The following is a 13802-nucleotide window of genomic DNA, read 5'->3' as shown; positions in this document are numbered from 1 at the left end:
GGCCAGCCGTCCCACACACTTCGGCCCAGTCCGGTGATGTGCGGGCCGGAGACCTCCACCGGCAACGAACAACTGCCGTTTTGAAGGCAGCTGAGTTCCAACCAAGGAGCGGTACTCGCCCCAATGATCGGTGACTTATTCAGGCGAGCGAGTGGCAGATGAAGCGCCCAAGTCGCCCAACAAAGTAGTTTGCGTCACCCTGCGGGTGTTCGGGATGCAAGCGGGCTCTTCGGGCGGCTAAGCTTAGGCCCGTGACTAACACTCCCAGCACCCCAGAGCAACAGCCGGTTCTGGTCGTCGATTACGGGGCCCAGTACGCACAGCTGATTGCTCGGCGTGTACGCGAAGCCAACGTGTATTCGGAGATCGTCCCGCATACCTTCACCACCGAACAGATTCTCGCCAAGAACCCGGCGGCAATCATCCTCTCCGGAGGCCCCTCGAGCGTTTACGCCGATGGTGCCCCGAGCGTCGGTGCCGACCTGTTTGAGGCAGGTGTACCGGTCCTGGGCATCTGCTATGGCTTCCAAGCCATGGCCAACGCCCTCGGCGGCGTCGTCGCCGAAACCGGATTGCGCGAATACGGTGCAACCGATGCCACCGCCTCCGGAGCAGCACGCTCCATCCTGGCCGGCATGCCCGAAAACCAGAACGTATGGATGAGCCACGGCGATTCCGTTTCGAAGGCCCCCGAGGGCTTCGAAGTTCTGGCCACCACCGCAGGCGCACCCGTTGCCGCATTCGCCAACGAGGCCAAGCGTCTCTACGGCGTGCAGTGGCACCCGGAGGTCAAGCACTCGGCCCACGGCCAGCAAGTTCTGGAGAACTTCCTGTACAACGGTGCCGGGCTAACCCCCAGCTGGACTCCTGCAAACATCCTTGATGAGCAGGTCGACAAGATTCGCGCCCAGGTCGGCGACGGCCGGGCCATCTGTGGTCTTTCCGGCGGAGTTGACTCAGCCGTGGCAGCTGCCCTCGTGCAGCGAGCCATCGGCAACCAGCTCACCTGCGTGTTCGTCAACCACGGTCTGCTACGCGAAGGCGAAGCAGAACAGGTCGAAATGGACTTCGTTGCAGCTACCGGCGCGAAGCTTTACATCGCCGACGAGCGCGAACGCTTCCTCACCGCACTGGACGGCGTGACGGATCCGGAAACCAAGCGCAAGATCATCGGTCGCGAATTCATTCGCGCCTTCGAGGCTGCCGAAACCGCGATCCTTGCCGAGGCAGCCGACTCCGGCCAGCCGGTGAAGTTCCTGGTTCAGGGAACCTTGTACCCGGACGTCGTTGAATCCGGCGGCGGCGAGGGTGCCAGCAACATCAAGAGCCACCACAACGTCGGTGGACTGCCCGAGGACCTGGACTTCGAACTGGTTGAGCCGCTTCGTGCGCTCTTCAAGGACGAGGTCCGTGCCGTGGGTAAGCAGCTTGGCCTGCCGGCCGAGATCGTCATGCGCCAGCCGTTCCCGGGCCCCGGCCTGGGTATCCGCATCATCGGTGCGGTCAACGAGGAACGCCTGACGCTCCTGCGCAAGGCCGACGCGATTGCTCGCGCCGAACTGACCGCAGCAGGTCTGGATGAGGAAGTCTGGCAGATGCCGGTCGTTCTTCTGGCCGACGTGCGCTCCGTGGGCGTGCAGGGTGACCACCGTACCTACGGTCACCCGATCGTCCTGCGTCCGGTGTCCAGCGAGGACGCCATGACCGCAGACTGGTCACGCCTGCCCTACGATTTGTTGGCGAAAATCTCCAACCGAATCACCAACGAAGTCGACGGGGTCAACCGCGTGGTGCTGGACGTAACGTCCAAGCCACCAGGAACCATCGAATGGGAGTAAACCCGTCGGCGTAATCACGCCGACGGCACGGAGCAGGGGGAAGCCTAAGCGGGCTTTCCCCTGCTCTTTTTAGTAGCGGCTCTGCTTTCGACGCACTCCGTCGGGTGCGCCGGGTGGAGCAGACAAGGGTGTCGTGGGGCCGGTTCGGACTCATGACACATAACAGTGGCGCCGTCAACGTGTTTCGGTTCGGCATCACGGTGCGATCTTGCATTAGGTTGGTAAAGGCTGAATGTACCCGCATGGCAATGCGCGATGCGGGATCGGCAGCATTCGGGCAAAGGCGAAGGGACGGTATGGTGGCAGAGCACCAGCAACACGCAGATGAATTGGTCTCCACGTGGGTTGACTCCCTGGGTCCAGGGGTGGGAACCGACACGTTGTTGCGGTTCGCGCCCTCGGTGTCCAACAGTATCGACATCACCCACGCACATCCCTCGGGGTTGGCTCAGTTCTTGGCCGGACGACGCACTCGGCTCTCAACGCTGCTGCGCGACTCGGATCAATACGATTCCGCACGGCGCACGGCAGAGGCGCTACGCGGCAAGATCCGTGAGCTCTGGGACGAGCGCGGCATCGACGTTGGATACCTCTCCGCCGGACAAGCCAACTGGCGTGCGGTCCACGAGGGGCGCAGCGAGCAGTTTAACGCCCCCATCATGCTTGGTCGCATCGTGCTCTCGGTGCGCGAAGACCAGGACGACTTTGAGCTCCAGCTGATGGGCAGGGCAGAATGCTCGCCGGCCCTCATGCGTTATTTCAAGCGCCAGCACCACGTTGACATCGACGTTGAAGCACTTAACGCCGCCGCCTATTCGATCGCACGCTTTGACCCGACCCGTGCAATGGACGCCCTGCGTTCGCAGGTGGCCGACGTATCGGGCATGGTCATTGCCCACCGACTGCTCATTTCCACCTTTGCCGATCTCGCCGACCCGGCGGATCCTGGCACACTGAACCTCAAGCACCCGGTGCTGGCATCGCTCCTTGAGGCCGAAACCAAACGCACCGAAGCTGCCGCCAGCACGGGCACGGCCACCACCCAGGGCAGCGGCACCGCAGCTGCGACGAGGCGGCCCACCAACACCGCCGGCGCACATAGCTCCGGTGACTCAACGCGCACCAGCGATCACCGTGACCCGGCCGACGAATTGCTCTTGTTGGATGCCGATGAATCTCAGCAGGCGGTCCTTGACCTCGTTGAATCCGGCGAGTCGGTGGCAGTGAGCGCACCGGCCGGCAGCGGCCAGACACAAACCGCGCTGAACGCCGCCGCCGTTTTGGCAGCAGCCGGCAAACGTGTGCTGGTCATCGCCGAACGCCGCGCCAGCGCCGAAGAATTTGTTGAGCGGTTCGCCGCCCTTGACCTCGCCGGCACGGCCCTGCTGCTCTCACCCGAGGAAGACCCGGAGCCGCTGCGCGAGTTGCTCACCCGGGCCATCCTGCGTAATGAACGGGCCACCGAACCCGCCCTGAGCTCACTTCACACCACGCTGCGCGAGCACCGCCACACCCTCCTTGACCACGTGCGCTCGTTGCATTCCACCCGAGCCCGCTGGGGATGCTCGCCCTACAAGGCGATGCAGGAACTCGCCCGACTCAGTTCGCTGAGCCCGGCGCCCGCCACCACGGTGCGGCTTAAGCGTTCGGTGCTGGACTCCATCACCAACCGTGCCTCCACCGCAGAACAGCTCAAGCGCGCCGCCGAATTGGGCTCCTTCATCAGCGCCTCCGCCGATAGCCCCTGGTACGGGGCTCGGTTGCGGAACAAGCGCGATACCGACACCGCCCTGGATCTGGTTACCGGTCTGCACCGCGACCTCCCGATCCTGCGCGATCACATGCTCAAAGTGGCAGCACACTCGGAAATCCGGCTCGCCGACTCCTACAACAAGTGGGGCGAACAGCTGGATCTGCTGGTCGCGGTGCGTTCGTCGCTGGATAAGTTCGAATCCGACATTTTCGACAAGTCGGTTGAAGACCTGATCTCCGCCACCGCCTCCTCCTCATGGCGGCGGGAACGTGGCATCGAGATGAGCTCGATGACCCGCTCACGCCTGCGTAAGGTCGCCAAGGACTACGTGCGCCCCGGTGTACACGTCGCTGATCTGCAGACGGCCTTGGAAGCTGTCCAGGAACAGCACATGGCCTGGCACCACCACGCCACCAGCCAACGCCACCCGATGGTGCCGGCCGGTTTGTTGGACGTCAACGCCGGTTATCAGGATGCCGGTGCGCGCCTGGACAAGCTGGCAACGATGTTGCCCGAACCCGCGGCAAGTCACCTGCGTGATGAGTCGATCGGCTCGTTGCTGCGGCGCATGGACCAGCTCCTGGAATTCAAGGGTGAACTGGAGCAGCTGCCCGAACGCACCTTGATCACCGAGCAATTGGCCGAGCACGGCCTGGGTGAGCTGATGGATGACTTCCGTACACGCAACGTCACTCCCGACGCGGTGTCGGCGGAACTGGATTTGGCGTGGTGGCAGTCGGCGCTGGAGGCGATGATCTCCGGGGATGACTTCCTGGCGATGAACGATGGGGAAAAATTGCGCCGGCTGGAGGCCGAGTACCGGTTGGCCGACTCCGCGCACGTTGCCTCGGGTGCTTCGCGGTTGCGCTGGGCCCTGGCCAAGGCGTGGAAGGGTGCGCTGGCCGATCATCGCGCCGCCTCACGCGAACTGCGGGCCATGCTCAAGGAGGGTGACCCCACCGCCGCTGACCTCGTCACCATGGGTGACTCGCTGATCAACTCGCTGTGCCCCATCTGGGTGGGTTCACCGCTGCTGGTGCCCGCCGCGGTTCCGGCCTCGATGGACTTTGACGCGCTGATCCTGCTGGATGCCGACTCGCTGTCGCTGCGCTCGGTGCTCGGCTCCATCTCCCGTTCGAGTCAGGTGATCGCCTTCGGTGACATCATGATGGGTGCACCGCGCCCGTTTGAGGTTTCCGTGGATCCCACGGCACACACTCGTCCGGTGGTGGCCCCGATCTCCGCGATGGAAGCACTCTCGCAGGTGTTGCCGATGCGTCGACTCTCCACCGTGTACCGGGGGATTGACGAGGGTCTGACCGAGTCACTTTCCCACGACTTCTACGCTGATTCGCTCTCTCGCTTGCCGGCGGCTCGTTCCCTCGGTGCCGGAAGCCCGGCACTGATGGCCGAGTATGTCCCCGATGGCACCGGCCCGCTGGGTGCCGATGGAGAATCGGTGCAGAGCAACGTGGCCGAGGTGCGCCGTGTGGTGGATCTGGTCTTCACCAAACTGGCACGCAACGGGGAGAAATCCCTGGCCGTCATCGCCGGCAACCGTCAGCACGCCGCGGCGATCGCCGAGGCCATCCGGGTTCAGCTGCCCAACCACCCCTGGGCTGCCAAGCACTTCAGGGCGAAGAAGGAACGCTTCCTGGTCACCAGCGTCGATCGCCTGGCCGGATTGCAGCGTGATGCCATCATCCTGTCGCTGGGTTATGGACGCACCACACACGGAAAAATCGTTCACGACTTCGGTGCCCTCTCGCAGCCCGGGGGAGATGAGCTCTACGTCAACGCCGTCACCCGTGCCCGTGAGTCGATGACCCTGGTTGCTGCGCTGCGGCCCCAGGACATGGACCTCTCTCGCCTGCGCTTTGGTGCCCACCGCTTCCTGGAGTTGCTCGGCCGGGTGCTGGGCGGGGATTCGGGCATGCTGGCGACCACCACGCCGTTGAAGGACGCGCTGGTCACCGATCTGATGTCGCGCTTGGCCGAACGTGGTGCCATCGTCACCCAGCATTACCGCGGTGTCTTGGATATTGCCGCGCATGCCCTGGATGTCAGCGGAACCGGTGCCGCGGTGCCGTTGGCCGTGGTGTACGACGGAACGCAGGGATATCGCGAGTTAACGGTCCGTGAGCGCAGCCGCCTGCGACCGCAGCTCTTTGAGTCCCTGGGCTGGCGCTATGTGCCACTGTGGACCATCGATGTGTTCGCCGATCCCGATCGCGTTGCCGAGGATCTGGCCGGCTTCCTGGGCCTGGGGCACAGCGATGCTGACTCCGCGAAGAATTCTTCGGGTGCGCAATCCGAGGAGAAGTCCGCGCCGGGCTCGACCCACTCCGATCTGGCAGAGGTCTAGCCGGATCTGGTGAACAACATGATGGACGATGACGCAGGAGCGCCGCGAGCAAAGAAGTCGCGGCGCTACACCGCCGAACCGCAGCGCGTGAGTGAATCGAAGCTGGTGGGTACCTTTGTGTTGCCCCACGGAGCCGGGCGTCCGGAAGCTGAGCCCCTCGGCACGGCCAAGGCCCCATCGGGGACCGAAGCCGGGACCGAAGCCGGGACCAAAGCCGGGACCCATGCAGGAGCCGACGCAGCAACGCACGCCCGCACCCCCGTTCCCACAGCTGATCCGGTGTTTGAGCAGACGGCGGCGGAGGATGACCCCCGGCGTTGGGGTGATGCGGAGGATGATCTGGGTGACTGGATGAAATCGCAGCGCCCGCCCCACTGGTCCTAAGCGAACGACGGCGGATTTTTTTCCTCCCACGCGCAGCCTGAGCCACGCACCCATAAAGTGGTTTTAACCGCTCGCTAGCCGGAAGGGCCCCACCCGCGCCGGGCCAGCCGGCTCTAATCACCGGCTGCGGGATTGACCAGAACCACCGAAATCCTCCCGCGCTGCGCCGCGGTGGAGAGTTCTTCGGCACCCGTGGCTCCCGTGCCCACCACAATCAACCCGCCGTCCGCGGTGGATGAAGAAACTCCCCACGGACTCTGCCCATCGGTGGCTAGTTGCGCTCCGGTCCAGAGGATCGGCACGGCCCGGGCCAGCACCCGCGAATTCAGCTTCGTTTCAAACCCGTTGCCCTCCGTGAGGACCACGTCCACCCGTTGGCCGGCACGCACCAACGACGCTGTCTGTTCATCATCTAATCGAAGCGGAACCGCGACGCTGCCCGGAGCCAGACCCGCCAGCAGCCCGGGACCGATGACCATCGTCTGCAGCACCGGTGTGCCGGCCAGCACCGGAATGGCTAGTCGGGAACCTGCGGCAGGTGGGCCTAGCTCGTAACCACCACTTGGTACCAGGGCCCGGGGGATCGAGGCGGTGCGCAGGTCCTGGGTGTGCAGTTCACTGCCCACGGGTAGATCGCGGGCTGCCACCAGCACATTGATGCGTTCCTCCGTGGCGGGAGCCAGCACCGTCAGGGAGAGCGCCAGAGCCACCATGGCCAGTGCCGCGGTGAGGTGTCTGCGGTATCTGGCGAAGAGTTCGCCGGCCGACCGGCGTGGCTCCGGGCGGCGAAGATGCGGTGGGGAATTGGGGGTGGAGCGAAAAATAGGCATGCGTTAAGCAAGACATGGGCCCACCACCGGAAGGTGTGGACCCATGACGAGGAGCTAACAAGCCGCGTGAAGCCCCTGCGCCCATGGTGCGGGCAAGTGCAGAGTCACGGCCGATCCGGGCAGGACTGTGCCGAATCGTGATGCTGAGTTTAGGTGCGGGGAGGGGACGGGCGATGCCCGTCCAACCGCCCAGCAGCGGTTTGCTGCTACCTAGCTGACGCTGGCGGCGGCCGGGGTGCTGGAGCTGGTGGTTGATCGGGAATCGTTGCTGTAGAAGCCGGATCCCTTAAAGACCACTCCGACGCTGTTGAACTTTTTGCGCAGTGCACCCTGGCACTCGGGGCAGATGGTCAGTGCCTCGTCGGAGAACGACTGGACAACCTCCATGGCGTGGCCACAATCCTTGCAGGCGTAAACATAGGTAGGCATTACGATCCTTTCGCACGAGGTGCGTGCCTGTCCGCGGGATCGTTGGCGGCGGTAATATGCCGCGCTCGGGACCCCGGGCAAGCGATGAATAAAATGGGGATGCGGGCACCCGTGGGTGACCGCTTACACCAATTCTAACGTACCGAGACCGCGCTACGTGGTGAGGTTCCGCACCCCGGCGGGTGTCACCACCGCATCAACACGCTGATCAAAGAGTTCGACGGGGAAGCTCCCGGGTGCCAGGAACTCGTGGTCAAAGACGATGCTGATCAGCTGTGGACGCAGACCCGGGCCCGGCAGTTCGGCGATAAACCGGTCGTAGTAGCCTCCGCCTTGACCCAGCCGATCACCATGTTCATCAACCGCTTGTGCGGGCACCATGATGACATCGACGTCGGCCATCATCTCAGTACCCCGGCGCTCACCGACCGGTTCATCAATCGGTCCCACGGCGCTGCGGTTCATCGCGACACCCGGAAACCAGCGTGTCCATGACAAGCGCCGGGCCGGTTCACAAATCGGGACATGAACCAGGTATCCGGCCTCATCCAGTCGCTCCAGCAGTGCGGCGGTGGGTGGCTCGGAGCCGTAGGACAGAAAACACGTCACGGAGCGCCGCGGCGCGTGATCTTCAAGCCATGGCAACAGCTCCTCGGTGATCCGGGACATCTGCTCTTCACGACCCGCCGCACCCAGGGCGCGCCGTTGGGCACGAAGCTGTTGGCGGATGGTTTCCTTGTTCGGCTCACTCACGCACCACAGTCTATGCACGGAGCTGCGCCCACGCCTCGATAGGATTGGTACATGTCCGAATTTGATCGCCAGTGGCCCGTGAGTCTGCAGGGACCACGCGTGCTCCTGCGCCCCATGCGCCGTCGCGACAAGGCCGAATGGACGGCCTTGCGCCGGGCTAACGCAGATTGGCTCACCCCCTGGGACGCGACGCTTCCCGATGGCGCCGGCTACCCGGCCAACTTCTCGGCGATGGTGTCAACGCAGAACCGGGCTGCGCGTCAGGGACAGTGTTTGCCCTGGGCCATCACCCTGCCGTCGCTGCACGTGCGCTCGGCCCCGATCATTGGGCAGCTCACCGTTTCCACCATCGCGTGGGGAGCCGCACGCAGCGGATCGATCGGCTACTGGATTGATGCGCAGCACGCCGGGGCGGGTTTGACGCCGGAGGCAGTGGCCGTGGCCGTGGACCACTGTTTTTTGACGATGGGGCTGCACCGCATCGAAATCAACATCCGGCCGCAGAATGCGCCAAGCCTGCGGTTGGTGGAAAAACTTGGCTTCCGCGATGAGGGCCTGCGTAAGGATTTTCTGCACATCAACGGGGCCTGGGCAGATCACCAGAGCTTCGCCCTGACCGCGCCCGAAATCCCGCGGGGACTTCTGGCGCGGTGGCTCCAGCGGTAGCACCGGCCAACGAAATGGCCGGTTATCGTCCAATACCCGGAAATAATCAACTTTGTCCGCAGTATTACCGGACACACCGGGCCGAATGCCGCATCCAACGTGCAAGCATGCTTAATGTGGTTGACGTGGACGTTTCACAATGACGATCTTTTCAGGCCATGGACTTGGAAGAGGCCCGTCGATGTCGCGGCACAACAAGCACCAATAGCGGAGCACACCGGCATCAATCTTGCAGCGCCGGGCAGATCCGCAGATGAACGTAGTCGCCAGCCGACGAAGGAGCAACATGGCACAGCTAGCACCCCACGCTTCAGCCGCGTCCGATGAGATCCCGCAGGCACCCCTGCGGATCTTTTATGACCGCCTGGCCGTTGCCGTGCTCGGATGCCTGGCCGTGCTGGCCGTTCTCATTGGCGGACCGTTGGCCATGGCCGGTGTGTTCTCCGGGATGGTCCCGCTGATCGGGCTGCTGCTTAGCCTCGCCAGCTTCTCCACCCTGCGTGCCCTGGCGGTACGTGACCGACGGGCCAAGCTGCTGGTCCGGATGGCAAAAACCCGTGAATTGGCGATGGAAGTACCTGCCACCGAACACGTGGAACCGCGCAAAAAGCAGGCGGTGGTCTTCGATGCTCAGCCGAACTCGAATAAGCAGGCTCCTCGCCTCACGGTTCAGGAACTGCGGGCCGAGGCCCTGCGCATCGCAAACAATGGTGCGGCACTTCAGCGCCCCGAGGGCTGGGAACTCATTGAGGTTCCGCTGCCGCAGTACGTCGTTGCCAACGCCGCGGCACTGACAAAGCGTCCGAGTCCCGCCCCGCTGCAGCCCGCCGCCGCACCCAAGGCATCAAGCAACGCCAGCCTGCGCTCCCAGGAAGCCGCTGCTCGTCTTGCCGAGGCACTGGGCACCACCGCGGTTGACACAGAGCTGCCGACGATTACCCCGGCCCCCGACGTTCCGGCTGCGGTGCCAGCCACCGCCGGTTCCATCGACGGTACGCCGGCCAGCCCGGTAGCCCCTGCCGCGATGACTGCAGCGGGTACGACTTCCCCCGCCGCCAGCGCCGCCGTTGAGCAGGGCACGGAAAGCGAGGCGGCCAACACCGCTCGGGCACCACGCACCGACGCGGCAACGGACCGGATCAACCTTGACGACGTCATGCAGCGTCGCCGCGCCTAGGCCTTTCCGCAGAGCTCGGCATGATTGATCCTTCCGCGCCGAGGTTCTCCGCCGCCGTCGCACGTGCCGGCCAAGCACAGCTGCGCGCCCTGAGCTCGGCGATCCCCGCGATCATTGCCCAGCTCGGCGGTCATCCGCCCACCGGGACCTGGGACTACGACGCTAACCGGCTGCGCTTGGGGCATCGCCCCGGTGCCGGAATCAGTGCCATCTATCGGATGCCCGCCGGCACGGGGTTCAACGAACTGGGTCTAACCACCGAAATAGTCCCCGCAACGCTACCTGCCGCTACCCGAGCGCTCCAAAGCGCCGGGATAAATACCAGCTCTGCCTCCAGCGGGCTTGCCGGAATTGATGTGCAGATTCCGGGCGACGAGCAGGATCCCTCCGGCTCGGTGGTGCGGGTCAGCGGTTGGATTCACCCGCACGACCCGAAGCTGCCGGCGCTGGCCTTGGCCACCGACCGGACACGTGTGCTCGAAATGTGGGGGCAGGCGGAGCTGCTGACCGGCTTGCGGATGATGGCCTATAGGCCGCTGCGCCGTGCCGTGATCGAAGCGACGTTCACCACACTGGGGCCGCTGAAGATCGTGCGCAAGATCTTCCTCAAGGTCGGGCACCCCACTGCGATTGCCGCATTGGCGCGCCGGCATCGACTCCTGGAGGCCAGCGATATTCCCTCGCCCGCGCTGATCGAGCCTAGCCATCGAGGTATCATCGCGTTGGAAGCCGGAAGCGGTGTTTCTCTGAGTGAATCCATCCGGCAACATGCGGGCACGGATTTGGATCCGCAGGACTTCATCTCCTGCCTTGATGCGTTGCCCGAAACCGTGATGGAACTGCCTCAGCGACCCGCCTGGAGCGATTCACTGCGCCGTTATCAGGGGGCCGCAACACTGACGCTGCCGCATCGTGAGCGGGAGATCGAGTTGTTGGTCAGCAACATCGAGGTGCATCTTCAGCGCTCGGTGCGCGGTGAGCTGGTACCGACTCATGGCGATTTTTACGATGCAAACATCTTGCTGCGCAACGGAAGAATCACCAGTCTGCTCGATCTGGATTCGTTGGGACCGGGCTACCGCGTTGATGACCTCGGCTGCCTCCTGGGGCATCTGGCCATTCTGCCGTCGCTGGGCGAGAAAAACCGGGCCGCAACGGGGACCATGGAACGCTTTGGCTCCGTATTTGAAACGGTCGTTGATCCCCGCAGCCTCTGGACACGGGCGGCGGCGGTGGCGTTAACGCTGATCGCCGGCTCCCGTAACCTCGGGGCGGATATCTGGGAAGACGTGGCCGAAGAACGACTGAAAACGGTGCGCAAATTACTCTGGCGCGCCGACGCCTGCGCCTAATGTGACACCGCCCAGAAGATCCGAGTGAACTATCATCGGCCCCGTGACAAGCCGGAACCTAGAGCTGCGGAAGGTCCTCGGGGATCGGACCGCCAAGGCCCTTGTGGTGTCCGAAGACCAGGGTCGTCTCGGTATGCCCGACGGATTCATCGGTCGCCAGGTTATCAAGCACCCAATCGCGCAGGGCCTCGGTGGAACTGACGGCGATGTGCAGCAGGTAGTCATTGGCCCCGGAGATGTGGAACATCGAGAGCACCTCGGGCAACGTCGGCATTTTCTGGGTGAAGCGATCGATCTGCACCCGGTCATGCACGCGCAGCCGAACCGAAATCAACGCCTGAACGCTGCGCCCCACGGTCGGCAGGCTCACCTCGGCGTGATAACCGGTGAGCACCCCGCGCTCAATCAGCGCGCGGGTACGCAGCAATGCGGTGGAAGGGGCGATGCCGGTGCGCTGCGCCAGCGAAGCGTTGCTTAAGCGCGCATCGGCGACCAATTCCTGAATAATTCGACGGTCAACAGCGTCAAGATCAACCGGTTGTTGCGGAAAAGTTGAAGGTGCCATGCTGATATTCCATCACAGTTGTCGCGTCTTCGGGTGCTTTGGAGCCGAGGGAAAGCCTCGGCACGGCCTAAAATGGAATCATGACCAACCCACAACCCTCTGCCCCCACGGGCTTCGACACCCGCCTCGCAGCCTATTGTGTGGTGATCCGCGACGGATCGATCCTGCTGGCCCTCTGGGACATGCGCGCGCAGGAGCCCAGCTTTGTGCCACGTTGGACACTGCCCGGCGGGGGTGTTGAGCTCGGTGAGGCCATTGATGCCGGGGCGGCGCGTGAGGTCACCGAGGAAACGGGTTACAGCGTGCAAATTGATGACCTGCTCAGCGTGGAATCCGGGATCATCCCCGCACACCAGCGTTACAGCGGCAAGGATCGGCCCATGCAGACCGTTGCCGTCATCTACTCGGCCACCGTGACAGGGGGCGAATTACGCCATGAAGAAGCCGGCACCACCAGCCAGGCCGCCTGGTTCCCGCTCGCCGAGGTGGCCGCGCTGCCGCGCGTGGCCCGCGTAGATACGGCCATCGAATCTTTGCTCGCACACCGGCACCAGGTCAGTGCCTCGTGAGGCGCTACACCGGTAACGGTGAGTTGCAGTGTGCCCAGCCCCGGCACTCATTGCCACGTGGCCGCACCATCATCGGTGCCGCTGGCCTGCTCGTGCTGGGGTTGGTGTTGGGCGCCTGTACCTCCGACTCGCCGGTGCACACGGCTCAGGCCACCACCGAGCGAGAGCTTGTCCTGGCCCAGGGTCCGGACGCCACCGCGCAGGCGCTGAGCGCGGCCTACCAGCAGATGCTTTCCGACGCAGGAATCCAGACGAAGCTCGCCGATCCCACCAAAGATCCGATCGCCGCGGTGCTCGCGGGCAAGGCCGACGTCGCGATCGGCGGCTCCAGTGCGATGCTCGGTGCGCTCAGTGCGGTGCCCCAGGCCAATGCGACGGCACAAACAACACCCAACGGCACAGCCGCGGACTCTTCGCCCGTGTTGCCCGGTGCCCCGGGAGTACTGGACACCGGAGCAACCATCAAGGCACTGCACGCGCTGACACCGAAGGGTTTTGCCGTGCTCGATTCCGCCGCCGCCGAACGCACCGGAACCCTGGTGCTCACCCAGGCCACCAGTGCCGCGGGTCCCTTGGTGAACCTCGCCCAACTCGGGCCGCTCTGCCACCGGCTGGATTTTGGCATCGCCACCAAGGATTCAGCCGCGCTGCTGGCATTGTTGGACCAGAGCGTTTCCTGCACACCCCAGTCGGTGACTGAACTCGATGATGAGGCGGCGAGCGATGTACTGCCGGTGATTGCCGATGAGGTGCAGATCCAGGCCACCACCGTGGATAGCGCGGGCATCCCGGACAACGCCTTGGTTCGGCTTGAGGACACCGCAGCACTGTTCGCGCCGCAGTCGCTGACCCCGGTGATCACCACCGAGGGAGTGGGCCAGGACGCGATCAAGGCCATCAATACGCTCAGCGCCGCGCTCAAACAGGAAGACCTGCAGGACCTCAACCGGATGGTCACCGGAGGTGACGCGGTCGACGCGCGCAGCGCCGCTCACGATTGGCTCACCGACAGATCGCTGTTGGTGGCGCATTAGTTCGCTTCCCGCGGCTAGCACGTGGATGAGGCCCCCGAAGAAGTAACCCGACAGCGGGCCAGCGACCGCGTCGGCACGTAGCATCCG

General features: G+C 64.2%; 12 protein-coding genes. 8 read left to right on the top strand and 4 right to left on the bottom strand.

Translation table 11 applies throughout. The annotated features are described in order from the left end of the window. Nucleotides 1-251 precede the first annotated feature (251 nt). The 3 genes from guaA to KUF55_RS12010 all read left to right on the top strand — a co-directional run bounded on the left by guaA (nucleotide 252) and on the right by KUF55_RS12010 (nucleotide 6340). Nucleotides 252-1838, top strand: a complete 1587-nt coding sequence (gene guaA, locus KUF55_RS12020) for a glutamine-hydrolyzing GMP synthase (RefSeq protein WP_132358568.1) — start codon at nucleotides 252-254, stop codon at nucleotides 1836-1838. 296 nt (nucleotides 1839-2134) lie between these two features. Then, nucleotides 2135-5956 carry a DNA helicase gene (locus KUF55_RS12015; RefSeq protein WP_218816782.1) on the top strand — a complete coding sequence of 1274 codons (3822 nt, stop codon included), beginning with the start codon at nucleotides 2135-2137 and terminating at the stop codon, nucleotides 5954-5956. 18 nt (nucleotides 5957-5974) lie between these two features. Next, nucleotides 5975-6340: a hypothetical protein gene (locus KUF55_RS12010; protein WP_218816781.1), complete on the top strand. Its 366-nt coding sequence runs from the start codon at nucleotides 5975-5977 to the stop codon at nucleotides 6338-6340. A 113-nt stretch (nucleotides 6341-6453) separates the two neighbouring features. Here KUF55_RS12010 and cpaB read toward each other — a convergent pair whose 3' ends face one another. The 3 genes from cpaB to KUF55_RS11995 all read right to left on the bottom strand — a co-directional run bounded on the left by cpaB (nucleotide 6454) and on the right by KUF55_RS11995 (nucleotide 8352). Beyond that, entirely contained in the window at nucleotides 6454-7170 is a 717-nt protein-coding gene (gene cpaB / locus KUF55_RS12005) for a Flp pilus assembly protein CpaB (RefSeq protein ID WP_218816780.1), read from the bottom strand. Nucleotides 7171-7380: 210 nt separating this feature from the next. Next, entirely contained in the window at nucleotides 7381-7599 is a 219-nt protein-coding gene (locus KUF55_RS12000) for an FmdB family zinc ribbon protein (RefSeq protein ID WP_132358562.1), read from the bottom strand. 153 nt (nucleotides 7600-7752) lie between these two features. Further along, entirely contained in the window at nucleotides 7753-8352 is a 600-nt protein-coding gene (locus KUF55_RS11995) for a 5-formyltetrahydrofolate cyclo-ligase (protein WP_218816779.1), read from the bottom strand. Between the two features lie 51 nt (nucleotides 8353-8403). On the opposite strand from KUF55_RS11995, the gene KUF55_RS11990 reads away from it, so the two are divergent. The 3 genes from KUF55_RS11990 (at nucleotide 8404) to KUF55_RS11980 (ending at nucleotide 11547) form a co-directional block, all read left to right on the top strand. Continuing rightward, nucleotides 8404-9018, top strand: a complete 615-nt coding sequence (locus tag KUF55_RS11990; RefSeq protein WP_218816778.1) for a GNAT family N-acetyltransferase — start codon at nucleotides 8404-8406, stop codon at nucleotides 9016-9018. A 286-nt stretch (nucleotides 9019-9304) separates the two neighbouring features. Continuing rightward, on the top strand, nucleotides 9305-10195 hold the full coding sequence (locus KUF55_RS11985) for a hypothetical protein (RefSeq protein ID WP_218816777.1): 891 nt from the start codon (nucleotides 9305-9307) through the stop codon (nucleotides 10193-10195). Between the two features lie 20 nt (nucleotides 10196-10215). Further along, entirely contained in the window at nucleotides 10216-11547 is a 1332-nt protein-coding gene (locus KUF55_RS11980) for a phosphotransferase (RefSeq protein WP_218816776.1), read from the top strand. 58 nt (nucleotides 11548-11605) lie between these two features. Here the strand turns inward: KUF55_RS11980 and KUF55_RS11975 are convergent, their stop codons facing one another. Further along, nucleotides 11606-12112: an Lrp/AsnC family transcriptional regulator gene (locus tag KUF55_RS11975; protein ID WP_132358552.1), complete on the bottom strand. Its 507-nt coding sequence runs from the start codon at nucleotides 12110-12112 to the stop codon at nucleotides 11606-11608. A gap of 80 nt (nucleotides 12113-12192) precedes the next feature. Here KUF55_RS11975 and KUF55_RS11970 point away from each other — a divergent pair, with 80 nt between their 5' ends. Both KUF55_RS11970 and KUF55_RS11965 read left to right on the top strand, forming a co-directional pair. Beyond that, entirely contained in the window at nucleotides 12193-12681 is a 489-nt protein-coding gene (locus tag KUF55_RS11970) for an NUDIX hydrolase (protein ID WP_132358550.1), read from the top strand. Further along, the gene (locus KUF55_RS11965) at nucleotides 12678-13715 is read left to right on the top strand and encodes a glycine betaine ABC transporter substrate-binding protein (RefSeq protein ID WP_218816775.1); all 1038 of its coding nucleotides are present in this window, start codon (nucleotides 12678-12680) and stop codon (nucleotides 13713-13715) included. The genes KUF55_RS11970 and KUF55_RS11965 overlap by 4 nt, the downstream gene beginning before the upstream one ends. Nucleotides 13716-13802: the final 87 nt, after the last annotated feature.

Origin of the sequence: Paeniglutamicibacter sp. Y32M11 (assembly GCF_019285735.1) — a bacterium.
Lineage (GTDB): Bacteria > Actinomycetota > Actinomycetes > Actinomycetales > Micrococcaceae > Paeniglutamicibacter.
The sequence above is the reverse complement of the archived record's forward strand: the minus strand, read 5'-3'. Positions and strand labels throughout refer to the sequence as shown.

Excerpts from the sequence above, each read along its gene's own strand:
- cpaB (WP_218816780.1), bottom strand. The coding sequence starts at position 7,170 with ATGCCTATTTTTCGCTCCACCCCCAATTCCCCACCGCATCTTCGCCGC.
- KUF55_RS12010 (WP_218816781.1), top strand. The coding sequence starts at position 5,975 with ATGATGGACGATGACGCAGGAGCGCCGCGAGCAAAGAAGTCGCGGCGC.
- KUF55_RS11985 (WP_218816777.1), top strand. The coding sequence starts at position 9,305 with ATGGCACAGCTAGCACCCCACGCTTCAGCCGCGTCCGATGAGATCCCG.
- KUF55_RS12015 (WP_218816782.1), top strand. The coding sequence starts at position 2,135 with ATGGTGGCAGAGCACCAGCAACACGCAGATGAATTGGTCTCCACGTGG.
- KUF55_RS11970 (WP_132358550.1), top strand. The coding sequence starts at position 12,193 with ATGACCAACCCACAACCCTCTGCCCCCACGGGCTTCGACACCCGCCTC.
- KUF55_RS12000 (WP_132358562.1), bottom strand. The coding sequence starts at position 7,599 with ATGCCTACCTATGTTTACGCCTGCAAGGATTGTGGCCACGCCATGGAG.
- KUF55_RS11980 (WP_218816776.1), top strand. The coding sequence starts at position 10,216 with ATGATTGATCCTTCCGCGCCGAGGTTCTCCGCCGCCGTCGCACGTGCC.
- KUF55_RS11990 (WP_218816778.1), top strand. The coding sequence starts at position 8,404 with ATGTCCGAATTTGATCGCCAGTGGCCCGTGAGTCTGCAGGGACCACGC.
- KUF55_RS11975 (WP_132358552.1), bottom strand. The coding sequence starts at position 12,112 with ATGGCACCTTCAACTTTTCCGCAACAACCGGTTGATCTTGACGCTGTT.